The sequence below is a fragment of the Pseudoxanthomonas sp. LjRoot206 genome, assembly GCF_056175725.1.
The window spans coordinates 735,955-761,299 of the sequence record NZ_JBGFFI010000002.1; the positions used below are offsets into that span (position 1 = coordinate 735,955).

The window sequence follows — 25,345 nt, forward strand, 5'->3', positions numbered from 1 at the left end:
TCAGCCGACCACCGCAGATGCGATCTTGAAGATCGGCAGGTACATGCCGATGACCAGGCCGCCGACCAGGGTGCCGATGATCACCATGATGAAAGGTTCCAGCAGGCTCGACAGCGCGTCGACCGCGTTGTTGACCTCCTGCTCGAAGTACTCGGCCACTTTGAACAGCATGGTGTCCAGCGCGCCGGCCTCTTCGCCGATGGCGGTCATCTGCACCACCATGTGCGGGAACAGCTGGGTCTGTTTCATCGCCATGTTCAGGGGATAACCCACCGCCACATCGTCGCGGATGCGGAACACGGCCTTCTCGTACACCATGTTGCCGGTGGCGCCCGCCACGGTGTCCAGTGCCTCGACCAAGGGCACGCCGGCCTTGAACGTCACCGCCGTGGTGCGCGCGAAGCGGGCGACCGAGGAGTTGTGCATGATCTGGCCAATAACTGGCACCTTCAGGATCAACCGATCCATGGAGTGCTGCATGGCAGGTGATCGCTTGTAAAGGAAACTGAAACCCAGTGCGCTACCAATGACAACAATGAGCAGCAGCCACCAGTAGCTGACCATGAAGCGCGATGCCCCCATGATCATCTGGGTGAAGGCAGGCAGTTCGGTGTTGAAACTGGCGAACGTCTTCTCGAACTCCGGGATCACGAACATCAGGATGACGGCCGTGACCAGAATGGCGACGGCGACGACTGCTGCCGGGTAGAACAGCGCCTTCTTGATCTTGCCTTTCAGTGCCTCAAGATTCTCCTTGTAGTTGGCGACGGTCTCCAGCACCGTTTCCAATACGCCCGCGCCTTCGCCGGCCCGCACAAGGTTGCGGTATAGCTCGTCGAACTGTACCGGATGCTTGCTGATGGCCTCGTAGAGTGAAGAGCCACCTTCGATGTCGAAGCGGATCTGCTCGACCATCTTCTTCATGCGGATGTTCTTCTGTCCGCTCTCGATGATCTCCAAGCTGGACACCATCGGCACGCCGGACTTCATCATCGTCGCCATCTGGCGGCTGAAGAAGGCGATATCCTTCGCGCCTACTGGCTTGCCAGCGGAGCCGAACAGCGGTTTGGGCTTCACCTTGACCACGCTGGGCGTGATGCCCTGCTTGCGCAATTCGGCACGCAGGAAGTTGGCGTTCTTCGACTGCTGCTCGCCCTTCATCTTGACGCCGCGCTTGTCGGTGCCTTCCCAGACGAACAGGTTCAGCGGGTTCTCGCGCACGGGCGCGGTCACGGTCTTCTTCGCAGCGGAACGGGTCACGGCCATCGGTAGTCCCCTGTCCGGATTTCCCCACCCGGACGTCAATGCCGCATGGTAGCCGGTAATCGACCCAATGGAAGCGCCCCGCCTGTGACGGCCGCCGGGTTTCGGTGATATGGGGATGCAGGGCCTTGCCCTTGCCGTGTTCCGGGAGTGGGCGCTATCTGTGCCAGGCCCGTGAGGAGAGCGCGCCGTAAATCCAGCGCCGCGGCGGTCGTAGGAGCGCCCCATGGGCGCGATGCACTACCGTCGTTGATCCAAAGGCATCGCGGGCATGGCCCGCTCCTACAGTCGCTTCGGGAGGGGGGCGCGCTATCAGTCCTTGGTGACGCGGTTGATCTCGGCCAGGCTGGTAATGCCGTTCCGGGCTTTCAGTAGCGCGGACTGGCGCAGATCACGGATGCCCACCTTCTGCGCCGCCTCGGCGATCTGCAGGGCGTTGCCGCCCTCCAGCACGATTTCCTGGATGGCCTCGTTCATCGGCATCACCTGGTAGATGCCGGTGCGACCCTTGTAGCCGCTGGTGCATTCGTCGCAACCCACCGCCTCATACACGGTGAATCCGGCCGCGATCTCCGCCTCGGTGAAGCCTTCGGCCAGCAGGGCCTGCGGAGGCAACTGGGCGGGACGCTTGCACTTGGAGCACAGCCGGCGGGCCAGGCGCTGGGCGATGATCAGCGTGACCGAACTGGTGATGTTGTACGGCGCGATGCCCATGTTCATCAGGCGGGCGATGGTCTGCGGGGCATCGTTGGTGTGCAGCGTGGACAGCACCATGTGGCCGGTCTGCGCGGCCTTGATGGCGATCTCGGCGGTCTCCAGGTCGCGGATTTCGCCGACCATGATGATGTCCGGATCCTGGCGCAGGAAGCTGCGCAGCGCAGCGGCGAAGGTCATGCCGCGCTTGTTGTTCTGCTGCACCTGGTTGACGCCCGGCAGGCGGATTTCCACCGGGTCTTCCGCGGTGGAGATGTTGCGGGTCTCGTCGTTGAGGATGCCGAGCGCGGTGTACAGGCTGACCGTCTTGCCCGAGCCGGTGGGGCCAGTGACCAGCACCATGCCGTACGGCTTCTGGATGGCCTCCTCGAACAGCTTCTGCTGGTCCGGCTCGTAGCCCAGCTTGTCGATGCCGAGCTTGGCGGCACTGCCGTCCAGGATGCGCAGCACGACCTTTTCGCCGAACAGCGTCGGCAGCGTGCTGACGCGAAAGTCCATCTGCTTGCTCTTGGACAGGTTCAGCTTGATGCGGCCGTCCTGCGGCACGCGCTTTTCGGCGATGTCGAGCTGCGCCATCACCTTGATGCGGGCGGCGATGCGGTCCTTCAGCTTGGTCGGCGCCTTGGCGACCTGCTTGAGGATACCGTCGACGCGCAGGCGCACGCGGTAGTCGGTTTCGTAAGGCTCGAAATGGATGTCGGAGGCGCCGCGTTTGATGGCATCCACCAACACCTTGTTGACGAACTTCACCACCGGGGTGTCGTCGCCCTTGGCATCGACCGCGCTTTCGCTGCCGCCTTCGTCATCCCCGGCGTCCACGTCCAGGCTTTCCAGCCCGTCGTCGTCGTCGCCGAAGTTGCTGGACAGCGCATTGGCAGCGTTCTGCCATTGGTCCAGCGTGCGGCGCAGTTGGTCTTCGTCGACCAGTACGGGCTCGATGATCAGATTCGTGTGGAACTTGATCTCGTCCAGCGCGCCATGGCTGCGGGTCGGGTCGGCCACGCCGACAAACAGCTTGTTGCCGCGCTTGAATAGCGGCAGCACCTGGTGTTTCTGCAGCAGCTCCTCGCTGACCAGCTTGATGGCGCTGTGAGAAGGATCGAAGGCCTGGGTGTCCAGCAACGGCATGCCAAATTCCATGGCATTGGCAGCGGCCAGCTGTGGCGCTGTCACCAAGCGCTTTTCAGCAATCCATTGCGGCAGCGGCACCTTGGCTTCGGCGGCGCTCGCCATAGCATTGCGCGCAGCTGACTCCTCCAGCGCTCCGTCCTGCACCAGCCTGCGAGCAAGCCCGGTGATACCTACGAGGTTGGCGTTGGGAACTGCGCTCATGTTGTAGCCTCCTTCTTAGCTCTTAACTCTATCGAAGGCTGCCCCTAGTCGCCATACGTTCGTGTGAGGACGTGGAGGTGATTGCAGTGCGCCCCGTTAGCATTGTGGCTCTACATCCGTGCCGCGTGGCAGCTCACAAAGTGCAATTACCCGTAGTCATGTTGCATGTCGTCAGGCGGACTCCAGGTTCCATGGGAGTGCCAGTGATGTTGACCCCGATTGCGGTGGCATCGTCGGCTAGGCGGCATGCGTTCCTAGGTGCGGCATCGGGTGTGTCTCGGTTGTGCAGCGTTGCCAGAGAAAAATTTGCATAGCTCTTCATTTCGGCCTGACATGCGCCCTCGGCGGCGCGTACCCGATAGGCGTTGTAGGCGGGCAGCGCAATTGCCGCAAGGATGGCGATGATCGCGACAACAATCATCAGTTCGATCAATGTAAAACCACGCGCCCCGCGATACATGGAGTGTCCTTAATTTGATTCCCCGCTGATTTCAATGCAAAGAATGAGCCAAGTTTCCATCACGGCCTCTAGTTGCAACCCTTCCCCTGCCAATTTGTGACGCCGTTATCGGTGACAAGGGCCTGTATGGGCGAATTGATCTTTGGTGGGGGGGCATATGGCGCCCAAAAAACAAGCCCCGCAAAAGCGGGGCCTGTTCTACCGGAGCGGTTGCTCCCAACAGCACTGCAATTACGGGGCGGCAGCCTGCAGGGTGCAGGTGGCGCTACCCATGTTGCAGATGGTGTCACGGACGCCCGGATCAGCAGCGTTGAAGGTGACCGCCGTTCCGGCAGTAACGTTGGCCGGATCCACCGCAGTCGCGGTGCAAGCGGGGCCAGCGTGCGTCGGCAGCGGGGTCATGTTGGAGTGCACGGCGGACACGTACGAGTTCACAAAGGCCTTGGCTTCAGCCTGGCAGGCGCCTTCGGCCGAACGGACGCGGTACTGGTTGTACGCCGGCAGCGCGATGGCGGCCAGGATGGCGATGATGGCGACGACGATCATCAGTTCGATCAGGGTGAAGCCCTGGGCGTTCTTCTTCATGGTATTTCCCCTTTCAGGATTGGCTTGATGGTTAGGGACACAAGCCCCGTGTCCCTACATGGACCGTGGGCGCCGCGTACAACGTACGACGCGTGCAGGGATGTAGAGCAGGATGCGTGCCAACTTCTGATACCCCCAGCGATTCCCCCACACTTCCCCGGAGGAAACCCCTGACACCGAAGTCGGGCGGGACTATCGCATCATTCTTTTGCATTGTGTATCGGGATGTGCAGCCAATGCCGGCTCGTGTCACAGATTGAGCGTCGGGCGCTCCGAGGCCCTGTTTGCCGGGTTTCTGACGCGCCATTGGTGAGGTGACCGCCTGCGTCAGAATGTGACGCGACGTGTCACCCGGGTCACTGTGGGATGGCGCGCACGCTTGCGCCGAGACCTCTATATAGGTGTGGCGTAAGGCCTTGACCGGCCTACTCCATCCCCAGCTTCTTCAGCTTGTAACGCAGCGCCCGGAAGGTGATGCCCAACTGGGCGGCCGCCTTGGTCTTGTTCCAGCGGTTCTCTTCCAGTGCCTTCTGGATGGCCGCCCGCTCCAGCTGCTCGATGTAGTCGGGCAGGGCACCACCGGCCGCCGGATCCACGTCCACCGCGCCGGGCGCATCGCGGACCACCTCGCCCGGACTGAAGTCGCCGCCGAACTTCTTGCCGGCCGGCGCCTGCGGCAGGTAGAGATCATCGATCTCGATGCTGTGGCCCTCGGACATGGCCAGCGCGCGCTCCAGGATGTTCTCCAGCTCGCGCACGTTGCCCGGGAACGGATAGCGCCCCAGCGCCTCCATCGCCTCCGGCGACACCGACGGCGCCATCCGCCCATGCTGGGCGGCCAGGCGATCCAGGATGGCGGTGGTCAGCTGGGCCAGGTCGCCGGTGCGCTCGCGCAGCGGCGGCACGCGCAGCTCGATGACGTTGATGCGGTAGTACAGGTCGTGGCGGAAGCGGCCATCCGCAGCCAGTTCGCCCAGGTCCTTGTGGGTGGCCGACAGGATGCGCACGTCCACCAGCACCTCCCCGGAGGCGCCGACCGGGCGCACCGCCTTCTCCTGGATGGCGCGCAGCAGCTTGACCTGCATCGGCAGCGGCAGCTCGGCCACCTCGTCGAGGAACAGCGTGCCGCCGTTGGCCGCCTGGAACAGGCCCTGCTTGTCGGCGTGCGCACCGGTGAAGCTGCCCTTCTTGTGGCCGAAGAACTCGCTTTCCATCAGCTCGGCGGGGATGGCGCCGCAGTTGACAGGAATGAACGGGCCGGCCGCGCGGGCGCCCTGCTCATGGATGGTGCGGGCGACCAGCTCCTTGCCGGTACCGGACTCGCCCATGATGTAGACCGGCGCCTGGCTGCGGGCGACCTTGCCGATCGTCTCGCGCAGCCCGTCCATCGCGGCCGACGCGCCGAGCAGGCGGCTGGCCTGTTCCGGCGGCGGCGGGGGCGGCGGGGCGCGCTCGCTGTTGTTCAATTCCAGCGCGTGCTTCACCAGCCCGCGCAGGACGGTGAGGTCCACCGGCTTGCTGACGAAGTCGAACGCGCCGGCCTTCAGCGCTTCCACCGCCAGTTCGATGTTGCCGAACGCGGTGATCATCGCCACGGGGGTGCTGGGATAGTTGCGAGAAATCTCGCCGACCAGGTCGATGCCGTTGCCGTCGGGCAGGCGCATGTCGGTGAAGCACAGGTCGTAGGTGTTGCGGCCCAGCAGCTCGCGGGCCTCGCCGAGATTGGCGGCGGTGTCGATGCGCAGGCCCATGCGGCCCAGCGTCAGCGTCAGCAGTTCACGGATATCGCGTTCGTCGTCGACGATCAGGGCGCTACGGCTTTGATTCATGCATCTCCCCTCATGCCCCTGTGCCGGCAGTGTACCGAGTGAATGTTAAACATGGTAGGCGAGGGCCGGCATCCATGATGTTCCCGGGATACCTGTAGGAGCGGGCCATGCCCGCGATGCTCTTTGTGCCGTCCCTGAAAAGCATCGCGGGCATGGCCCGCTCCTACAAAGCCGTTTCCCTGCGGCTAGGCAGGCAACAGCGCATGCGGACCGGGCAGGGTGACGCGGAAGCACGCGCCGCCGCCGGGGACGGGGACGTATTCCAGCGTGGCCTGGTTGGCCCGGCACAGCTCGCGGGCGATATACAGGCCAAGCCCGGTGCCATGCTCGGAGGTGGTGAAGAACGGGCGGAACAGCTGCGCCGCCACCGCCTCGGGGATGCCCGGGCCACGGTCCATCACGTCGACGGTCGGGCGGCCTTCGGCGTTGAAAACGCGGACGCGGATGCGGGCCGATTCGCCCGGCAGGCGACCGTAGTTCAGTGCGTTCTGCACCAGCACCGTCACCACCTGCTGCAGGTGGCGCGGATCGACCAGCGCCGGTACCGGCTTGGCGCCGACGATGGTCTCCAGCGTGTCGGTCTCGATGGACAGCGTCTGCTGGTAGTCGTCGACGAAGCGGCGGACGAAGGTGTTGAGGTCCACGTGTTCGGGCGTGGCGCGCTCGCGCCGGGCCAGGCCGAGCACGCTCTCGACGATGCCGTTGGTGCGCTGGCACTGCTGGTGGATGATCTGCAGCAGGCGCCGGTCGCCGTCGTTGACCTGCTGGGACTCCTCCAGCAGCTGCACGGCGTAGTTGATCGCGGCCAGCGGGTTGCGGATCTCGTGCGCCAGGCTGGCCGAGAAGCGGCCCAGGGCCGCGAGGGTCAGCGATTCGGCTCGTCGCGAGACCACCGTGGCGTCGTCCAGGAAGATCAGCGAGGTCTCGCTGTCGGCCAGCAGGCGGGCGAAGCGCGGCTGGACTTCCGGCTGGTCGGGCGAGAACTGCATCGGCGTCTCGTCGGTCTGCCAACCGTTGCGCCAGCGCTGCAGGCGGCGGGCCAGTTCCGGCGCCGCGTGCAGCAGGGACACGCCCTTGCCGTCCGCGCCCTGGCCGTCGCCGCCGTCGCCGAGCAGCAGGCTGGCGGCCTCGTTGGCCAGCTTGATGTGGTTGTCCGCGTCCACCACCAGCACGCCGGTACGCATGCGGCGGATGATCAGTTCGTTGACCTCGAACAGGTTGGCGACTTCCTCGCCGCGCTTGTCCGCCAGCGCCTGGCTGGTCCGCGCCTTCTGTCCGGCCTGGTGGGCCAGGTAGGCCAGCGCCAGGTAGCTGGCCGCGAACATGATGACCTCGGCCGCCGAGCGCGTCGTGCCGCCGTCATGGAACTGGGTGAACAGGTATTCCCCGAACAGTGCGCCGATGGCGAGCACGGCCACGGCCAGCGCCATCCGGGTGCGCGGCAGCAGCAGCGCCGCGGCCGAGACGTTGAACAGCAGCATCATCGCCACGCCGGCGGTGGCGCCGGGCAGGGCATGGGTGATCAGCGCGGCGACCAGGATGTCCAGGCAGACGCTGAGGAAGACGATCCAGACCAGCCAGGCCACGCTGCGGCCGACGAAGAACAGCACCAGCGACAGGGCCAGGTAGCCGACGGCCACGCCCATGCCGAGGTCCGGGTGGCGTGGCACGCCGAGCACCTCGCCCAGCGGGCTGAACATCAGCGCGGCCAGGATCCCGGCTTCGAGCAGACGGTACAGCGCGAAGAAATACAGTTCGCGGCGCGGTACCGATTCGATGCGGGACAGGAGCGACTGGGCCTGGCGCAAACGCGTACTTCCCCTGTAGCGAGGGGGACAGTATAGGCATGCGGGCCCGCCGGGCGCTCGGCGACCCCTTTGCCACCAAAGGCTTAGGTCCCGGGTTTTGCGCCCCCCGGCCGCGTCGGCGACAATAGGGGGCTTGCCCGGCCGCCGCTTTCCTTGGCCCCAGGCAGTGTCTTCTGTTCCCTACCCACGGTGACGCATGAATTTCCACGAATATCAGGCCAAGCAGTTGCTGGCCGAGTACGGCATCCCGGTCCCGGCCGGCAAAGTCGCCTCCACGGCGGACGAAGCGGTCGCGGTCGCGCAATCCCTCGGCAACGGCCCCTGGATGGTCAAGGCCCAGATCCACGCGGGCGGTCGCGGCAAGGCCGGCGGCGTCAAGTTCTGCAAGACCGTCGATGACGTGAAGGCGGCCGCCGGCAAGATGCTCGGCACCAAGATGGCGACCTACCAGACCGCCGGCGTCGAGCTGCCGGTCAACCTGGTGCTGGTGACCACCGCCGGCGAGATCGTCAAGGAACTGTACCTGTCGGTCCTGGTGGACCGCGGCACCCGCACGATCACCTACATCGCCTCGTCCGAAGGCGGCATGGAGATCGAGCAGGTCGCGGCCGAAACGCCGGACAAGATCCACACGCTCAACGTCGACTTCGTCGAAGGCGTGCAGGCCTACCAGGGCCGCGAGTTCGGCTTCAAGATGGGCCTGACGGCCAAGCAGGCCGGCCAGTTCGCCAGCATCATGGTGAACCTGTACCGCATCTTCAACGAGAAGGACCTGGCGCTGGTCGAGATCAATCCGCTCGCCATCCTGGACGACGGCAACCTGTACGCGCTGGACGGCAAGTTCAACAGCGACGACAACGCCAGCTTCCGCCACAAGGACCTGGTCGCGATGCGCGACAAGAGCCAGGAAGACGAGACCGAAGTGCTGGCCTCGGAGATGGACATCAACTACGTGACCATGGACGGCAACATCGGCTGCATGGTCAACGGCGCGGGCCTGGCCATGGCCACCATGGACGTCATCAAGCTCAACGGCGGCGAGCCGGCGAACTTCCTCGACGTGGGCGGCGGCGCCAACAAGCAGCGCGTGATCGAGGCCTTCAAGCTGATCCTGTCGTCCGACAAGGTCGAAGGCATCTTCGTCAACATCTTCGGCGGCATCGTCCGCTGCGACATGATCGCCGAGGGCATCATCGCCGCGGTGAAGGAAGTGGGCGTCAAGGTGCCCGTGGTCGTCCGCCTGGAAGGCACCAACGTGGAAGAAGGCAAGCAGCTGCTGCGCGACAGCGGCATGGCCATCATCCCGGCCGACAATATCAACGACGGCGCCAAGAAGGTCGTTGAAGCGGTCAAGGCCGCCGCCTAATCCACGACACCGAAGGACATCCCATGAGCGTTTTGATCAACAAGAACACCAAGGTGATCGTGCAGGGCTTCACCGGCCAGCAGGGCACCTTCCACGCCACCCAGATGATCGAGTACGGCACCCAGGTCGTCGGCGGCGTCACGCCCGGCAAGGGCGGCACCACCCACATCGACCTGCCGGTGTTCGACACCGTCGCCGATGCGGTCAAGAGCACCGGCGCCGATGCGTCCGTCATCTACGTGCCGCCGCCGTTCGCGGCCGATGCGATCCTCGAAGCGGCCGCTGCCGGCATCAAGGTCATCGTCTGCATCACCGAAGGCATCCCGGTGCTGGACATGCTGCGCGTCAAGAACGTGCTGACCCGTGCCCATCCGGACACCGTGCTGGTCGGCCCGAACTGCCCCGGCGTCATCACCCCGGGCGAGTGCAAGATCGGCATCATGCCGGGCCACATCCACATGCCGGGCAAGATCGGCATCGTGTCGCGCTCGGGTACGCTGACCTATGAAGCGGTCAAGCAGACCACCGAAGTGGGCCTGGGCCAGTCGACCTGCATCGGCATCGGCGGCGACCCGATCAACGGCCTGAACTTCGTCGACTGCCTCAAGCTGTTCAACGAAGATCCGCAGACCGAAGGCATCATCATGGTCGGCGAGATCGGCGGCGACGCCGAGGAAGCCGGCGCCGAGTACATCAAGCACCACGTGAAGAAGCCGGTCGTCGGCTTCATCGCCGGTGCGTCGGCCCCGGCCGGCAAGCGCATGGGCCACGCGGGCGCGATCGCCTCGGGCGGCAAGGGCACGGCCGAAGGCAAGTTCGCGGCGATGGAAGCCGCGGGCGTCACCACGGTGCGCTCGCCGGGCGACCTGGGTGCGGCCATCGCGGCGCGCTTGAAGAAGTAAGTTTCGCCGTACTTGATGTGCCGCAGAAAGCCGCCTTCGGGCGGCTTTCTGCTTTCTGGTGGAGGCGACTGACAGGAGGGCGTTCGATCCGTCCCGAGGCCGCCAGGAAGATCGGCTCCGTCTGCCCCCACCCCAACCCTCCCCCGCAAGCGGAGGAGGGGGCTTGTCCAGAGGGCCTCAAGGTTCCCCGGATTCAAGTCCTGCTCCCGAACCCGATCCTGCTCCTGCTCCTGCTCCTGCTCCCGAACCCGATCCTGCTCCTGCTCCTGCTCCTGCTCCTGCTCCTGATCCTGATGCTGATGCTGATGCTGATGCTGATGCTGATGCTGATGCTGATGCTGATGCTGATGCTGATGCTGATGCGGGCGCGATCAGCCCCTTCCCCCGCTTGCGGGGGAAGGCTGGGATGGGGGCAGAATGCATCCGCAGCCACCGCACAGCACGTGCCCATGCGACAAGGACAGAAACGCGACCGCGCACGCGAGTTGCGCCGCGGCATGACGCTGGCGGAGCGGACACTCTGGCGTGTGCTCAAGGATCGCCAGTTGGGCGGCTTCCGTTTCCGGCGTCAGCACCCCATCGGGCCGTACATCGTGGATTTCGTCTGCCTGGAAGCAGGACGGGTCATCGAAGTGGACGGCGGCCAGCACATGGATGCTGCGTCCGATCGCGTCCGCGATGCATTCCTGCATCGGGAAGGGTTCCACGTACTGCGCTTCTGGAATAATGAGGTCATGGCGAACCTCGACGGTGTCCGCGCGCTGATGCTCCGCTGGCTCGGACACCCGCCCCCCTCCCAGCCTTCCCTCGCACGCGTGGGAAGGGGCAGATCCAGAAGGCCGACATGACCCAGACCCTCCGCATCGCCATGGCGCAGTTCGACTTCCCGGTCGGCGGCGTGACGCAGAACAGCGCCAGCATCCGGCGCATGATCGCCGAGGCGCGCGACGAGTACGGGGCGGACGTGGTGCTGTTCCCGGAACTGGCGGTCAGCGGGTATCCGCCGGAAGACCTGCTGCTGCGGCCGCGCTTCCTGGCCGACTGCGAGGCGGCGCTGGCGGAGATCGCGGCCGCCACGCACGGCATCGTCGCGGTCGTCGGCTGGCCGCAGAGCGCCGGCAGCGTGGTCTACAACGCGGCCAGCGTGCTGCGCGACGGCGTGGTCGAGGCGACCTACCGCAAGCGCGAGCTGCCCAACTACGCGGTGTTCGACGAGCGCCGCTACTTCGACGTGGATCCGGATGGCGGCGCCTGCACGTTCGAGGTGAAGGGCGTGCCGCTGGGCCTCGTCATCTGCGAGGACCTGTGGTTTCCTGAGCCGCTGGCGGACACCGCCGAGGCGGGGGCGGTGCTGACGCTGGTGCCGAACGCCTCGCCGTTCGACCGCGACAAGCATGCGCAGCGCGATGCGCTGATCGCCGAGCGCACGCGCGAGACCGGCATGGCGCTGGCCTACCTCAACGTGGTGGGCGGGCAGGACGCGGTGGTGTTCGATGGCGCGTCCGTCGTCGCCGACGGCGACGGCACCGTGCATCCGGCAGCGGCGGCCTTCACCGACCAGTGGCTGGTGGTCGACTTCGACGTGGCGACGCGGAAGTTCAGCCCGGTGGTCTGGATCGACGACGGCGACGAGAGCCGCGATGCGCTGGCCTGGCGTGCGATCGTGCGCGGCATCCGCGATTACTGCGGCAAGAACGGTTTTTCCAAGGTGTGGCTGGGTCTGTCGGGCGGCATCGACTCGGCGATCGTGCTGGCGCTCGCCGTCGATGCGCTGGGCGCAGAGAACGTCACCGCGGTGCGGCTGCCCTCGCGTTACACCGCCGGCCTGTCCAACGACCTGGCCGCCGAACAATGCGCGGCGATGGGGGTGAAGCTGGAGGGGGTGTCGATCGAGGCGCCGTTCAAGGGCTTCCTCGAAGCGCTGGGTCCGCTGTTCGGCGACACGCCCGCCGATACCACCGAAGAGAACCTGCAGTCGCGCAGCCGTGGCGTGATCCTGATGGCGCTGAGCAACAAGTTCGGCGGCCTGCTGCTGACCACCGGCAACAAGAGCGAATACGCGGTCGGCTACGCGACGATCTACGGCGACATGTGCGGCGGGTATGCGCCGATCAAGGACCTGTACAAGACCGAAGTGTTCGCGCTCGCGCGCTGGCGCAACACCGTGGGCGGCGCGCCGGTGATCCCGCCGGCCGTCATCGACCGTCCGCCGTCGGCGGAACTGCGCGAGAACCAGAAGGACCAGGATTCGCTGCCGCCATACGACGTGCTGGACGCCATCCTGTTCCGCTACGTCGACCTGGAACAGTCGCGCGACGAGATCGTTGCGGCCGGCTTCGATGCCGCCATCGTCGACCGCATGCTGCGGCTGGTGCGCATCAACGAATGGAAGCGCCACCAGGCCGCGCCCGGTCCCAAGGTCTCGCGCCGCGCCTTCGGCCGCGAGCGCCGCTACCCCATCACCAACAAGTACGCGCTGTGAGCCCGTCGCCGCGCGGCGCACGACCGATCCGGAGATCCGCATGACAAGGAAGAAGAAGCGCACGCCGCACCGCGACCGTCCGGCCGCCGCCGTGCCGCGCCCGGCGACCCCGCCGGACCGGGCGATGCTGGCGTTATCGGTGCTGGGCCTGCTGATCACCGGTTATCTGGCGTGGACGGCGGGCAGCGGCTCGGCGCCTGCCTTCTGCACCGGCGATGGCGGCTGCGACGCGATCCAGCGCAGCGGCTGGTCCACGCTGCTCGGCCTGCCGATGGCGCTGTGGGGGTTCGGCCTGTATGCGGTGGTCGCGCTGGCGTCGCTGTCGCGCAAGGCCCCGCCGCTGCTGCGCTGGCAGCGGCAATGGCGGCTGGTGCTGCTCGGCCTGGCGATCAGCCTGTACCTGACGGCCGTGGGCAAGCTGGTGCTCGATGCGTTCTGCATCGGCTGCCTGGCGTCGCTGGCCGTGCTGGTGGCGATGTTCGGGTGGCTGCAGTGGCGTCGTCCGGCCGCCGCGCCGGGCCAGCCGTGGGGACGCTGGTGGGGCAGGCAGGCCGTGCCGGTGCTGCTGGTCGTGGCCCTGCTGCACGTGCACCAGAGCGGGCTGCTGCACCAGCGGCCGGAGAGCCGCCGCGCCGCCGCGCTGGCGCAGCACCTGACCGACTACGGCGCCACCTTCTACGGCGCCTCGTGGTGCGTGGAATGCAGCCGGCAGAAGCGCCACTTCGGCCATGCGGCAGAACAGCTGCCCTACGTCGAGTGCTCGCCGGGTGGCCGCAACACGCCGATGGTGTCCGCCTGCGCGGCGGCCGGCGTGACGGTATTCCCGACCTGGGTCATCGACGGCATCGAGCACAACGGCGTCATGGAGCCGCAGCAGCTGGCGGTGCTGACCCGTTTCGACTGGGAACAGGGCAGGCCGGCCGACTGAGCGTGGCCGGGGCGAACGGCAGGCAAAGAAAAAGGGCCGCGAGGCCCTTTTCCGTTTCCGTTGCTGGAAGCGCCTGGACGATCAGTCGTCCTTGCGCTGGTCCACGGTGTTGCTGGACTTCTCGCCGGCGAACGGGTTCAGGCGACGGACCATCCACGGGTAGTTCGGGAACTTGCCCGCCAGCCACGGGTGCTGCGGATCGTTGAGTTCCAGCACGCGCTTGGCGTCGTCGGCCAGCGTCTTGTTGCCGAGCTTGGTATAGGCCTCGGCCAGCACGGCGACGGCGTCGTACTGGTAGCTGCTCTGCGGGTAGGTTTCCAGCAGGTAGCGGGCACGGCTGGCGGCCGACACCCAAGCGTCGCGGCGCAGGTAATAGATCGCGGTGTCGAGCTCGTGCAGCGCGAACTGGTCGCGCAGCAGGATCATGCGCTGGCGGGCGTCGGCGGCATAGCGGCTGTTCGGGTAGTTCTCGGCGACGCGGGCGAAGTCGTTGTAGCCCTGCATCGGCGTGGCCAGGTCGCGGCGGCTGGCGTCCAGGCGCCATACCTTCTGCAGGAACACCGTGTCGCGGTTGGAGTTGGCCAGCCCGCGCAGGTAGTACATGTAGGGGATGTTGCGGTGGGTCGGATAGGTACGGATGAAGCGGTCGATCGTGGTGACCGCATCGTCCAGCTTGCCGGACTTGTACTCGGCGTAGGCGGTTTCCATCAGCGCCTGCTCGGTGTACGGGCCGTACGGGTACTGGGCGATCAGGCGGCGGAAGTTCTGCAGGCCGCGGTCCCAGTTGTTGCTGGCCATCGCCTTGTGGGCTTCCTCGTACATGACCTCGACGGGCTGGTTCTCGACGTCCTTCTTCTTGAAGATATTGCCGCAACCGGTGCCGGCGAAGGCGACGACCAGGGCCAGCAGGACGAAACGGGAGGCTGCGGGGGCGCGGGAGAAGCGGGGGAAGGCACGCTGGGTCATGGGCTGGCGGCAGGCCGCGGCAGGGAAACAGGCCGTCGATGATAGCCTAGGCGCCGCCTTCGCCATGAACATTCGGCCAATACGGACCGGATCCTGGCCTCCCTGGACGCATTTCCGCATGACCGAACCCGATTCCCCCGACACCCTCCGCACGGCGATCGTGCCCGCCAGCGCCGGTGGCCGCCGCTTCGACGCCGCCCTGGCCGAACTCTTCCCCGAATTCTCCCGCTCGCGCCTGACCGAGTGGATCAAGTCCGGCAATGCCCTGCTGGACGGCCAGGTGGTGCGCCCGCGCGATCCCGTGCGCGGTGGCGAGACCGCCAGCCTGGACGTGGTGCTGGATACCCAGACCCACGCCGAGCCGGAAGACATCCCGCTCGACATCCTGTACGAGGACGAGTATGTCTTCGTGCTGGACAAGCCGGCGGGCCTGGTCGTGCATCCCGGTGCCGGCAATCCGACCGGCACGCTGGTCAATGCCTTGCTGTTCCGCGACCCGTCGCTGTCGGCGCTGCCGCGCGCGGGCATCGTGCACCGCCTCGACAAGGACACCTCCGGCGTCATGGTGGTGGCGCGCACGTTGCCGGCGCACACCTCACTGGTGCAGCAGTTGGCCTCGCGCGACGTGCATCGCCAGTACCTGGCGGTGGTGGTCGGGGCGATGGTGTCCGGCGGTACCGCCAACGCGCCGATCGACCGTCATCCGCGCGACCGCCTGAAGATGGCGGTGCGCGAGGACGGCCGCGACGCCGTGACCCATTACCGCCTGCGCGAACGCTTCCGTGCGCACACCGCGCTGGAATGCCGGCTGGAAACGGGGCGCACGCATCAGATCCGCGTGCACATGGCGCATATCAAGTACCCGATCATCGGCGACCCGCTGTACGGCGGTCCGCTGCGGCTGCCGAAGGGCGCCAGCGACGAGCTGATCGCGGTGCTGCGCAGCTTCCGTCGGCAGGCGCTGCATGCCGAAACGCTGGAGTTCGCCCATCCGGTCAGCGGCGAGCCCGTCCGCGTCACCGCGCCGGTCCCCGCCGACATGGTGGCGCTGCTGGCCGCGCTGCGCGCCGACAGCCAGGCCAAGCGCGGATGAACCGTGCGCCGGCGGTGGCCGCCGACTGGCCGGCGCCCGCCGGTGTGCATGCATTCACCACCCTGCGCCACGGCGCAGGGTTTTCCACGGCGCCGTTCGACACCCTCAACCTGGGCAACCGTTACGCCGCCGACGGGGATGATCCGGCCACGGTGGCGCGCAACCGCGCGCTGCTGGTCGACCTCGCCGGCCTGCCGTCGACGCCGCACTGGCTGAAGCAGGTGCACGGCATCGATGTGGTGCGCGTGGACGCGCCGGCTCATCCCGATGCCGCCGAGCCCGTCGCCGATGCGCTGGTGACCTCGACGCCGGGCGTGGTGCTCGCCATCCTCACTGCCGACTGCCTGCCGGTGGTGTTCGCCGCCAAGGACGGCAGCGAGATCGCGGCGGCGCATGCCGGCTGGCCCGGTCTGTCGAAGGGCATGCTGGAAGCGACGCTGGCGGCGATGGCGACGCCGGCCGCGGACGTCGTCGCCTGGATCGGCCCGGCGGCCGGTCCCGCGCGCTACGAAGTCGGGAAAGAGGTGTTCGATGTGTTCGTCGCCCACGACGCCGGCGCCGCCGCGTGTTTCGTTCCCACGCGCGAAGGCCATTGGCTGGCGGACCTGCCCGCGCTCGCGCGCCGCCGCCTGGTCGTGCGCGGGATGTCGCCGGCCGATATCCACGGTGGCGATCTGTGCACGATGGGCGAGCCCGCGCGCTTTTTCTCGCATCGCCGCGATGGCCGCAGCGGACGCATCGCCACGCTCGCATGGATGCAGCCGTAAGGTCGTTGTTCGCGCAGGTGCTGGGGCCGGCGTTCGAAACGCTGCCGGCGCCGCTGCGCGCGCTGCACACGGCGCAGGGGCGGCATCGGTATCACGGTCATGTCGAGGTGGGGCGCGGCGGCGGCCTGCTGTCGCGGATCGTCGCGGCAGCCACGCACCTGCCGCCTGCCGGTGTCGGTCCGCTGTGCGTGGAGATCGATGCCGCGCCGGACGCCGAGCAGTGGACGCGTTTCATGGGTGGTCGCGCGATGCCGTCGCGGCTGTGGTGCGAGGGCGACCTGTTGCGCGAACGCCTGGGACTGGCGACGTTCGGCTTTCGTTTGCAGGTCGAAGACCAGGCCATCGTGTGGCGTGTCGTCAGCGTCGGTGTGTTTGGCCTGTCGCTGCCGGCACGCTGGTTCACCGGCGTCGGTGCGCGGGAATCCGCCGACGGCGATCGCTACCGCTTCGACGTATGGGCGTCGTTGCCGCTCGCCGGTCTGCTGGTGCACTACCGGGGAGGATTGGATGTCGGCTGAGTCCACGCAGGCCGGCGGACCGGTCATCGTCTTCGACGGCGTCTGCGTGCTGTGCAACGGCTGGGTGCGTTTCCTGCTGAAGCACGATCGCGCCGGACGCTATCGCTTCGCCGCGATGCAGTCGGATGCAGGGCGCGCGCTGCTGGCGGGGCACGGGCTGGATCCGGACGATCCGGCCTCGTTCCTGCTCGTCGATGGCGACGACGCATGGACCGATAGCGATGCGATCGGTCGCGTGCTGACCGGGCTGGGTGGCATGTGGCGGCTTGCCGGCGTGATCGCATGGGTGCCACGCTTCCTGCGCGATCCGTTCTATCGCTGGATCGCGCGCAACCGCTATCGCCTGTTCGGCACCACGGCCTGCCATGTGCCAACGGAAGAGCAACGCGCGCGCTTCCTGTAGCGTGCGCACGACGCGCGATGTATGGATCCTGTGATCGTGCGCATGGCGCACGCTACGTGATGGTCATCCCGGCGCGGTCCAGGCCCGGCGAGTTTCCACGATGGCCCCGTGTGCCCACGAACGAGAAGCGTAAGCGGTCGTGCGCACGGCGCACGCTACGCCGTCATCCCGGCGCGGGCCGGGATGACGGCTGGATCCGTCAGAACGTATAGCGCACGCGGGTGTAGTAGTACGCGCCGTTGCTGCCGATCGGCGACAGTACGTCGTAGGGAAGGTTGCCGAAGTACGAGATGTCCGCGCTCGACAGGTCCGGGTACTCGTCGGTCAGGTTCAGGCCGCCCAGCGCCACGCTCCACTTCGGCGAGACGCGGTACTCCACCTCGGCATCCAGCTGCCACTCGGCGCCATAGGTCTGCTCCGGCTCGAAGCCGCCGCCGAAGTTGAACACGCGCTTGGCGCTGCCGTGGCGGGTGACGCGTCCCAGCAGCGACCACGCCGTGCTGTCCCAGCTGGCGGTGAAGATGCCGCGCGTGCGCGGCGCCGCATCGGTCAGCGTGTTGCTTTCCTCGACGCCGAACAGCACGTAGTCCGGATCGATGGCGAGCAGCTCGGCCGGTGTGGCGGCGATGTTCTTCAGTTCGGTCTTCGCGTAGCTGTAGGCGCCGGTCAGCAGCAGGTTGCCGTCGCCGAGCGGCTGGCGCCAATTGGCGACCAGCTCGGCGCCCTCGGTGCGGGTGTCGGCGGCGTTGATGAAGAAGTTGGCGCTCTGCACGCCCGGCACGCCGAAGTTGTCCAGCACGAAATCGGTCAGCGCGTCGCCGGTGATGCGCTCGGTGATCGCCACGCGGTCGTCGATGTCGATGCGGAACACATCCAGCGACACGTCGAAATGCTCGCCGATGCGGCTGGTGAAGCCCAGGCTGAGGTTCAGCGCCTTTTCCGGGTCCAGATCCTGCGCGCCCAGTGCGCGCGCGATGGGATTGTTGACCGACAGCAGGCGGCCCTGAGTGAGCTGGCCGGAGGCGTCGTAGCCGGTGGAGGTCGATTCGAAGCCGATCTGGCTCAGCGACGGCGCGCGGAAGTTGTTCGACACCGAGCCGCGCAGCGCGAAGGCCGGTGCGAATTCATAACGCGCCGCGGCCTTGCCGGTCAGTTCGCCACCGAAGTCGTCGTAGTGCTCGTAGCGTGCGGCGAGGTCGGTGGTGAACTTCTCGCCCCACTGGCTGCTGAGGCTGGCGTAGACGCTGGACACGTCGCGGTCGAGGTCGGCGGTGTCCTGCGGCGTCAGCCCGCCGCCGGCCTGCGAGCCGGTCGGGCGGTCGGTGAACGGACCGGCCGCGTAGGAAGCCGGATCGCCGGCGCCGGTCTCGAAGGTTTCATGGCGGAACTCCACGCCCGTGGCGAACGTGTGTGCGCCGAACACGCGGCTCAGGTCCAGGTTGGCCAGCGTCTGCGCACCCTGGTAATCGCCGGTCTTGAAGCGCGTCGGACTGGCCGGGCCGAGCGAGGCGTTGAGCGAGTTGCGCAGGCGGTAGGTGAATTCATTGCGGCCATGGTTGAGGCTGGCGTCGTAGTCCCATTCGCCCCACTGGCCACGCACGCCGGCCACGCCGGCCACATCCAGGTTCTCGCCCTCGGAAATCGGGCGGTAACCATTCGGGTAGACCTGCTTCCAGTTCGCCACGCCATCGGGGTAGCGGAAGTAGTTGGCGCCTTCGGTATCGCTCTGGTGGTAGGTGCCGAACGCGTAGAACTCTGCGGATTCGCCGAGTGGCACGGCGGCGTTGAGCCAGGCGTTGAGGTCGCGCGAACTGCCATCGCCCAGCACGTAGTTGCGCCGGCCGGCCAGGGCCAGGTTGTCGGGGGTCTGTTCCTCGAAGAACGGGATCTGGTCGAAGCCGGCGCGATTGGTGCCCTCGCGCTGCTTGTACTCCAGGCCAACGCGGAAGAAGCCGCCGTCGCCGATGCGGTCGCCGACCTGCGCGCTGAAGAAGCCGCTCTGGCCGTCGGTGACGGTCTGGTCGATCGGCTCCACCTTCGTGTGGTGCGCGCCGTAGCTGGCTTCGAAGGCGCCGCCTTCCGGGGCATCGTTGAGGATCACGTTGATCACGCCGGCCACCGCATCGGAGCCGTACTGGGCGCCGGCGCCGTCGCGCAGCACTTCGATGCGCTTGATCGCGCTGACCGGAATGGCGTTGAAATCGACCGGCGTGTTCCCCTTGCCGATCTTGCTGTCGGTATTGACCAGCGCGCTGCTGTGGCGGCGCTTGCCGTTGACCAGGACCAGCACCTGGTTGGGGCTGAGACCGCGCAGCTGGGCGGCGCGGATGTGGTCGGCGCCGCCGGAATTGGACTGGCGCGGAAAGTTCAGCGAGGGCAGCAGCGCCTGCAGCGCGCTGCCCAGTTCGCCGTTGAGCACGCCCGCCTTGCGGATGTCTTCGGCGGTCAGGACGTCGATCGGGGAGGTGGATTCCAGCGCGGTGCGGTCACTGGCGCGGGTGCCGGTGACGATCACGGCATCCAGGTCGGTCGCGCCGGCGGGCGCGGTCTGGGCGAAGGTGGGAACGGCAAGCGCCAGGGTGATGGCGGCGGCCAGGGGGGCAAGGACAGCGTGGGACATGGAAGGCTCGCGGGGAGGGAGAACGGATTCAGTCTATCGCTTTATAGCGATGAAGCGATATATTAATCGCCCCGACAGGATGCCTGTCATCGCCGCTTCCCATCTGCTTATGCCTTCAGGTCATGAAGCAATGGCAGGTGCGATGCCGCATCCTGCCTGTCCCCCGTGAGGTGTCTCCATGTCCCATCGTGCTGTCTGGCTGCTCGTCTTTCTCGCCCTTGCCGGGTGTGCCTCCACCCCACCGCAGGCCACGCCTCCGGCGACCACCGCAGCGCTGGAAGGCGATGCACTGCGCCCGGCCAGCGCCAGCGGCTGGGTCCGCAGCGAGCTCTACTTCGGCGTGGGCGAAGAGACGGGCCCGGCCGATCGTTCGCAGGCGCAGACCATCACGGAAGCGACCTGGCGCGCCTTCCTCGACAAGGAAGTGACCTCGCGCTTCCCGGATGGCCTGACCGTCTTCGACGCCTACGGCCAATGGCTGTTCCGCGGCGCGAAGGAGCCGAACCGCCTGAAGACCAAGGTGCTGGTGGTGCTGCACGAGGACACCCCGCAGCGCCGTGCCGACATCGAAGCCATCCGCCTCGCGTGGAAGCAGGCCACCGGCCACCAGTCCGTGCTGTGGTCGCGGCATGCGGTGGACGTATCGTTCTGACGCGATCCGCTCCTTCCCCCGCTTGCGGGGGAAGGTTGGGATGGGGGAGAGCGCATGCGCGTGGATGAGCGGTGCAGATCCGCAGTGCCTGACGCATGAAGCGCAACACGTGAGGGTGTCGGCTGCGGACAGCGTGACCGGCTCCGTCGCCCCCACCCCAGTCCTCCCCCGTAAACGGGGGAGGGGGCTTATCCTGCGTTCTTCGGTTCCTCTCTTTTCCTTATCCTTCCCCGGCCCCTCATGACCGCAACGGTTCCTTCTGTGCGCCGCTGGTTCGTTCCCGGCGACCTCAACGGTTTCTTCGGCCTGGTGGTGGACAACCTGTCCATCCTCGGTTTCATCGCCGCCGCGCTGATCGGCATCTTCCAGTTCCCGGCCGAGGTCGTGTTCACCCGCATGTTCCCCGGTACCGCGCTGGGCGTGCTGGTCGGCAACCTGATCTACACCTGGATGGCGCACCGGCTGGCGGCGAAGACCGGCCGCGACGACGTCACCGCGATGCCGCTGGGCTTGGATGCGCCGACCAGCATCGGCATGGCGCTGCTGGTGTTGGGCCCGGCGTTCGTCGGCTTCAAGCAGGCGGGCATGGACGAACAGGCCGCGGCTACCGCGACCTGGCAGCTCGGCATGGCCTCGCTGGTGGTCATGGGCGTGCTGAAGCTGGTGCTGTCGTTCTTCGGCGATGCGGTCACGCGCGCGGTGCCGCGCGCCGGCCTGCTCGGTTCCATCGGCGGCGCGGCGCTGACGCTGCTCGGCTTCCTGCCGCTGATCGAAACGCTGCGCCAGCCCATCGTCGGCTTCGTGACCTTCGGCCTGCTGCTGTACGTGCTGGTCGCGAAGGGCAAGTTGCCGGTGAAGCTGCCCGGCGTGCTGCTGGCCTTCATCGTCGGCACCGCGCTGTACTACGCGCTCGGCCTGTCGGGCCTTGGCGCGCCCGGCTTCAAGGTGCCGGATGCCGTACCGCTGGCGGTGACGCTGCCGCTGCCCACGCTGGGCTGGCTGGACGGCCTGGCCTACACCGTGCCCTACCTGCCGCTGCTGCTGCCGTTCGGCCTGCTGATGGTGGTCGGTGGCATCAACGTCAGCGAGAGCGCACGTGCGGCCGGCGACGACTACCGCACGCGCGACGTGCTGCTGGCCGAAGCGGTGTCCACGCTGGTCGCCGGCTTCTGCGGTGGCGTCGCGCAGACCACGCCCTACATCGGCCAGCCCGCCTACAAGCACATGGGCGCGCGCAAGGGCTACACGCTGCTGACCGGCCTCTTCATCGGGCTCGGCGGCGTGCTCGGCTACGTGTCGGGCCTGGTGCAGTGGCTGCCGGTCGCGGTGCTGGCGCCGATCATCGTCTACGTCGGCCTGGACATCACCGTGCAGGCGTTCACCGAAACGCCGCGCAAGCACGCGGTCGCGGTGGCGCTGGGCTTCCTGCCGTCGGTGGCGTACCTGTTGACGATCAAGTTCGGCAATCCGGCGTGGATCGCGCCCGACCGTTTCGCCGGCCTGTACGAAGGCGTCGACGGCCACGGCCTGCCGGATCTGGCCACCATCGTCACCCTGGGCAACGGCTTCATCATCACCGCGATGATCTGGACCACCGCGCTGGTGGCGATGATCGACGGCTGCAACGGACGCGCGGTCATCGCGCTGCTGGTCGGTGCGGTGCTGACGCTGTTCGGCATCATCCACTCGGTCGATCCGCGCGGCGGCGTCTACCTGCCGTGGAATGTGGAAGGGCTGCGTGCGACCATCCTGTGGCAGTTCGCCGGGGCCTATGCCGCGCTGGCGGTACTGCTGGCGGGGCTGTCCCTGCAGAAGAAGCCGTAGGGCGGGCCTAGGCCCGCCGTTTCCGGTTCGTTCGCAGGCGGTGGGCCAAGGCCCACCCTACGTGAATCAGGGTCTCAGCCGGTCTTGAAACACCGGCGCTTAACCGCATCTGGGTAGCATCGGCTGGCGTTCGCCGGCCCCGACTTCCCGAGAGGCTCCTCCGATGCGGATGGACAAACTGACCTCGCGTTTCCAGCAGGCGCTGGCCGACGCACAGTCGCTGGCCGTGGGCCGCGACCACACCATGATCGAACCGGTGCACGTGCTGACCGCGTTGCTGGAACAGCAGGGCGGCAGCACGCGGCCGTTGCTGGCGCAGGCCGGCACCAACGTGCCCGTGCTGCGCGAGCGGCTGACCGAAGCGCTGGACAAGCTGCCGAAGGTTACCGGGCAGGCCGGCAGCCTGTCGATCGGCAACGACCTGTCGCGCCTGCTCAACGTCACCGACAAGCTGGCGCAGGACGCGGGCGACACCTACATCGCCAGCGAGTGGTTCCTGCTGGCCGCGCTGGACGACAGCGGCGTCGCCGGCCAGGAACTGAAGGCGAGTGGCGCCGACAAGCAGAAGCTGCGCACGGCCATCGAGCGCCTGCGCGGCGGCGAGAAGGTGCAGTCCGAGAACGCCGAGGACCAGCGCCAGGCGCTGGAGAAGTACACCATCGACCTGACCGAGCGCGCCGAGATCGGCAAGCTGGATCCGGTGATCGGCCGCGACGAGGAAATCCGTCGCACCATCCAGGTCCTGCAACGCCGCACCAAGAACAACCCGGTGCTGATCGGCGAGCCCGGCGTCGGCAAGACCGCCATCGTCGAGGGGCTGGCGCAGCGCATCGTCAACGGCGAAGTGCCGGAAGGCCTGCGCGGCAAGCGCGTGCTGTCGCTGGACATGGGCGCGCTGATCGCCGGCGCCAAGTTCCGTGGCGAGTTCGAGGAGCGCCTGAAGAGCGTGCTCAACGACCTGGCCAAGAACGAAGGCCAGATCATCCTGTTCATCGACGAACTGCACACCATGGTCGGCGCCGGCAAGGCCGAAGGCTCGATGGACGCCGGCAACATGCTGAAGCCGGCGCTGGCACGCGGCGAGCTGCATTGCATCGGCGCGACCACGCTGGACGAGTACCGCAAGTACGTCGAGAAGGACGCGGCGCTGGAGCGCCGCTTCCAGAAGGTGTTCGTCGGCGAGCCCAGCGTCGAGGACACCATCGCCATCCTGCGCGGGCTGAAGGAGAAGTACGCGGTGCACCATGGCGTCGAGATCACCGATCCCGCCATCGTCGCCGCCGCCCAACTTAGCCACCGCTACATCGCCGACCGCCAGCTGCCGGACAAGGCCATCGACCTGATGGACGAGGCCGCCAGCCGCATCCGCATGGAGATCGACTCCAAGCCGGAAGAGATGGACCGCATGGAGCGCCGGCTGATCCAGCTGAAGATCCAGCGCGAGGCGCTGAAGAAGGAGAAGGATGCGCAGTCGAAGCAGCGCCTGGCCGATCTCGAGACCGAGATCGAAGCGCTGCAGCGCGAGTTCAACGATCTGGAAGAGATCTGGAAGGCCGAGAAGGCCACGCTGACCGGCGCGACCAAGATCAAGGAGCAGATCGAGCGGGCGAAGCTGGAGCTCGAAGCTGCGCAGCGCAAGCAGGACTACGCGCGCATGAGCGAGCTGCAGTACGGCCAGCTGCCGGAACTGGAGAAGCAGCTGTCCGCCGCGCAGGAAGCCGAACAGAAGGGGTTCAAGCTGCTGCAGGACAAGGTCACCGACGAGGAGATCGCCGAGGTGGTGTCGCGCTGGACCGGCATCCCGGTCAGCAAGATGCTGGAGGGTGAGCGCGAGAAGCTGCTGCAGATGGAGCAGTCGTTGCGCGGCCGCGTGATCGGCCAGGAAGAGGCGATCAAGGTCGTGTCCGATGCGGTGCGCCGTTCGCGCGCCGGCATTTCCGATCCCGACCGCCCCAGTGGTTCGTTCCTGTTCCTCGGTCCGACCGGTGTCGGCAAGACCGAGCTGTGCAAGGCGCTGGCGGAATTCCTGTTCGACAGCAGCGACGCCATGGTCCGCATCGACATGAGCGAGTTCATGGAGAAGCACGCGGTCAGCCGGCTGGTCGGCGCGCCTCCGGGCTATGTCGGCTACGAGGAAGGCGGCTACCTGACCGAGGCGGTGCGCCGTCGTCCGTACAGCGTGATCCTGCTGGACGAAGTGGAGAAGGCCCATCCGGACGTGTTCAACATCCTGCTGCAGGTACTGGACGACGGTCGCCTGACCGACGGCCAGGGCCGCACGGTGGACTTCCGCAACACCGTCATCGTGATGACCTCCAACCTCGGCTCCAGCCTGATCCAGGAGATGTCCGAGAGCGACGGTTCGGCCGACAGCCCGGAGCGCTACACGCAGATGAAGGCCGGCGTGATGGCGGTGGTGCAGGCGCATTTCCGCCCGGAGTTCATCAACCGGCTGGACGACATCGTCGTGTTCCATCCGCTGGACAAGGCGCAGATCCGCGAGATCGCGCGCATCCAGACGCGTTACCTGGCCAAGCGCCTGGCCGAGCGGCAGATCGCGCTGGAGCTCGACGATTCGGCGCTGATGTTGTTGGGCAATACCGGCTTCGACCCGGTGTACGGCGCGCGTCCGCTGAAGCGGGCGATCCAGGCGCAACTGGAGAATCCGTTGGCGCAGAAGATCCTGTCCGGCGCCTTCGGTGCCGGCGATACGGTGCGCGTGCGGGCGGAGGGTGGGCAACTGGTGTTCGACGTCACACGTTGACGGGCGGTAGCGGCGGGCCTGTCCTGCTTCCGCCCGCCATCGCGTGGTAGTACGTTATGGGGCGGTCTG

The 25,345-nt window shown here is 67.0% G+C and carries 19 protein-coding genes and 1 pseudogene; 12 read left to right on the forward strand and 8 right to left on the reverse strand.

All coding sequences use genetic code 11. The annotated features are described in order from the left end of the window. From AC04MD_RS08175 to AC04MD_RS08200, 6 genes and pseudogenes are all read right to left on the reverse strand, one after another. On the reverse strand, nt 1–1,266 hold the full coding sequence (locus tag AC04MD_RS08175; RefSeq protein WP_475496783.1) for a type II secretion system F family protein: 1,266 nt from the start codon (nt 1,264–1,266) through the stop codon (nt 1–3). A 309-nt stretch (nt 1,267–1,575) separates the two neighbouring features. After that, nucleotides 1,576–3,309, reverse strand: a complete 1,734-nt coding sequence (pilB, locus tag AC04MD_RS08180) for a type IV-A pilus assembly ATPase PilB (RefSeq protein ID WP_475496784.1) — start codon at nt 3,307–3,309, stop codon at nt 1,576–1,578. Nucleotides 3,310–3,666: 357 nt separating this feature from the next. Beyond that, nucleotides 3,667–3,769 (reverse strand): annotated as a pseudogene (locus AC04MD_RS08185) (prepilin-type N-terminal cleavage/methylation domain-containing protein); the annotation flags it as partial. A gap of 231 nt (nt 3,770–4,000) precedes the next feature. Continuing rightward, nucleotides 4,001–4,354: a prepilin-type N-terminal cleavage/methylation domain-containing protein gene (locus AC04MD_RS08190; protein ID WP_475496785.1), complete on the reverse strand. Its 354-nt coding sequence runs from the start codon at nt 4,352–4,354 to the stop codon at nt 4,001–4,003. 425 nt (nt 4,355–4,779) lie between these two features. Continuing rightward, nucleotides 4,780–6,183 (reverse strand): sigma-54-dependent transcriptional regulator, encoded by a 1,404-nt coding sequence (locus AC04MD_RS08195; RefSeq protein ID WP_475496786.1) that lies wholly within the window; start codon nt 6,181–6,183, stop codon nt 4,780–4,782. Between the two features lie 185 nt (nt 6,184–6,368). After that, a complete protein-coding gene (locus AC04MD_RS08200) occupies nt 6,369–7,991 on the reverse strand; it encodes a sensor histidine kinase (RefSeq protein ID WP_475496787.1) in 1,623 nt (540 codons plus the stop codon). 196 nt (nt 7,992–8,187) lie between these two features. On the opposite strand from AC04MD_RS08200, the gene sucC reads away from it, so the two are divergent. From sucC to AC04MD_RS08225, 5 genes are read left to right on the forward strand one after another with little or no spacing between them, the layout of a single operon-like run. Then, nucleotides 8,188–9,357 carry an ADP-forming succinate--CoA ligase subunit beta gene (gene sucC / locus AC04MD_RS08205; protein ID WP_475496788.1) on the forward strand — a complete coding sequence of 390 codons (1,170 nt, stop codon included), beginning with the start codon at nt 8,188–8,190 and terminating at the stop codon, nt 9,355–9,357. Nucleotides 9,358–9,380: 23 nt separating this feature from the next. Continuing rightward, nucleotides 9,381–10,259: a succinate--CoA ligase subunit alpha gene (gene sucD / locus AC04MD_RS08210; protein WP_475496789.1), complete on the forward strand. Its 879-nt coding sequence runs from the start codon at nt 9,381–9,383 to the stop codon at nt 10,257–10,259. Between the two features lie 17 nt (nt 10,260–10,276). Further along, entirely contained in the window at nt 10,277–11,107 is an 831-nt protein-coding gene (locus tag AC04MD_RS08215; RefSeq protein ID WP_475496790.1) for an endonuclease domain-containing protein, read from the forward strand. Beyond that, on the forward strand, nt 11,104–12,741 hold the full coding sequence (locus AC04MD_RS08220) for an NAD+ synthase (protein WP_475496791.1): 1,638 nt from the start codon (nt 11,104–11,106) through the stop codon (nt 12,739–12,741). Before AC04MD_RS08215 ends, AC04MD_RS08220 begins: the two co-directional genes overlap by 4 nt. Nucleotides 12,742–12,781: 40 nt before the next feature. Next, nucleotides 12,782–13,669, forward strand: a complete 888-nt coding sequence (locus AC04MD_RS08225; RefSeq protein ID WP_475496792.1) for a vitamin K epoxide reductase family protein — start codon at nt 12,782–12,784, stop codon at nt 13,667–13,669. Between the two features lie 81 nt (nt 13,670–13,750). Here the strand turns inward: AC04MD_RS08225 and AC04MD_RS08230 are convergent, their stop codons facing one another. Next, the gene (locus AC04MD_RS08230) at nt 13,751–14,635 is read right to left on the reverse strand and encodes an outer membrane protein assembly factor BamD (RefSeq protein WP_475496793.1); all 885 of its coding nucleotides are present in this window, start codon (nt 14,633–14,635) and stop codon (nt 13,751–13,753) included. A gap of 118 nt (nt 14,636–14,753) precedes the next feature. Here AC04MD_RS08230 and rluD point away from each other — a divergent pair, with 118 nt between their 5' ends. From rluD to AC04MD_RS08250, 4 genes are read left to right on the forward strand one after another with little or no spacing between them, the layout of a single operon-like run. Then, nucleotides 14,754–15,728 carry a 23S rRNA pseudouridine(1911/1915/1917) synthase RluD gene (rluD, locus tag AC04MD_RS08235; protein WP_475496794.1) on the forward strand — a complete coding sequence of 325 codons (975 nt, stop codon included), beginning with the start codon at nt 14,754–14,756 and terminating at the stop codon, nt 15,726–15,728. Further along, complete coding sequence (gene pgeF / locus AC04MD_RS08240) at nt 15,725–16,495, forward strand: peptidoglycan editing factor PgeF (protein WP_475496795.1); 771 nt, start codon at nt 15,725–15,727, stop codon at nt 16,493–16,495. Before rluD ends, pgeF begins: the two co-directional genes overlap by 4 nt. Continuing rightward, a complete protein-coding gene (locus AC04MD_RS08245; RefSeq protein ID WP_475496796.1) occupies nt 16,480–17,013 on the forward strand; it encodes a DUF4166 domain-containing protein in 534 nt (177 codons plus the stop codon). Before pgeF ends, AC04MD_RS08245 begins: the two co-directional genes overlap by 16 nt. Beyond that, nucleotides 17,003–17,416: a thiol-disulfide oxidoreductase DCC family protein gene (locus tag AC04MD_RS08250; protein WP_475496797.1), complete on the forward strand. Its 414-nt coding sequence runs from the start codon at nt 17,003–17,005 to the stop codon at nt 17,414–17,416. The genes AC04MD_RS08245 and AC04MD_RS08250 overlap by 11 nt, the downstream gene beginning before the upstream one ends. A gap of 199 nt (nt 17,417–17,615) precedes the next feature. On the opposite strand, the gene AC04MD_RS08255 is transcribed toward AC04MD_RS08250, so the two are convergent. Then, nucleotides 17,616–20,036 (reverse strand): TonB-dependent receptor plug domain-containing protein, encoded by a 2,421-nt coding sequence (locus AC04MD_RS08255; RefSeq protein ID WP_475496798.1) that lies wholly within the window; start codon nt 20,034–20,036, stop codon nt 17,616–17,618. A gap of 178 nt (nt 20,037–20,214) precedes the next feature. On the opposite strand from AC04MD_RS08255, the gene AC04MD_RS08260 reads away from it, so the two are divergent. The 3 genes from AC04MD_RS08260 to clpB all read left to right on the forward strand — a co-directional run bounded on the left by AC04MD_RS08260 (nt 20,215) and on the right by clpB (nt 25,276). After that, nucleotides 20,215–20,688 (forward strand): DUF3574 domain-containing protein, encoded by a 474-nt coding sequence (locus AC04MD_RS08260; RefSeq protein ID WP_475496799.1) that lies wholly within the window; start codon nt 20,215–20,217, stop codon nt 20,686–20,688. 240 nt (nt 20,689–20,928) lie between these two features. After that, a complete protein-coding gene (locus AC04MD_RS08265) occupies nt 20,929–22,512 on the forward strand; it encodes a SulP family inorganic anion transporter (protein WP_475496800.1) in 1,584 nt (527 codons plus the stop codon). Between the two features lie 163 nt (nt 22,513–22,675). Continuing rightward, on the forward strand, nt 22,676–25,276 hold the full coding sequence (clpB, locus tag AC04MD_RS08270; RefSeq protein WP_475496801.1) for an ATP-dependent chaperone ClpB: 2,601 nt from the start codon (nt 22,676–22,678) through the stop codon (nt 25,274–25,276). The last annotated feature ends 69 nt before the right edge of the window (nt 25,277–25,345 follow it).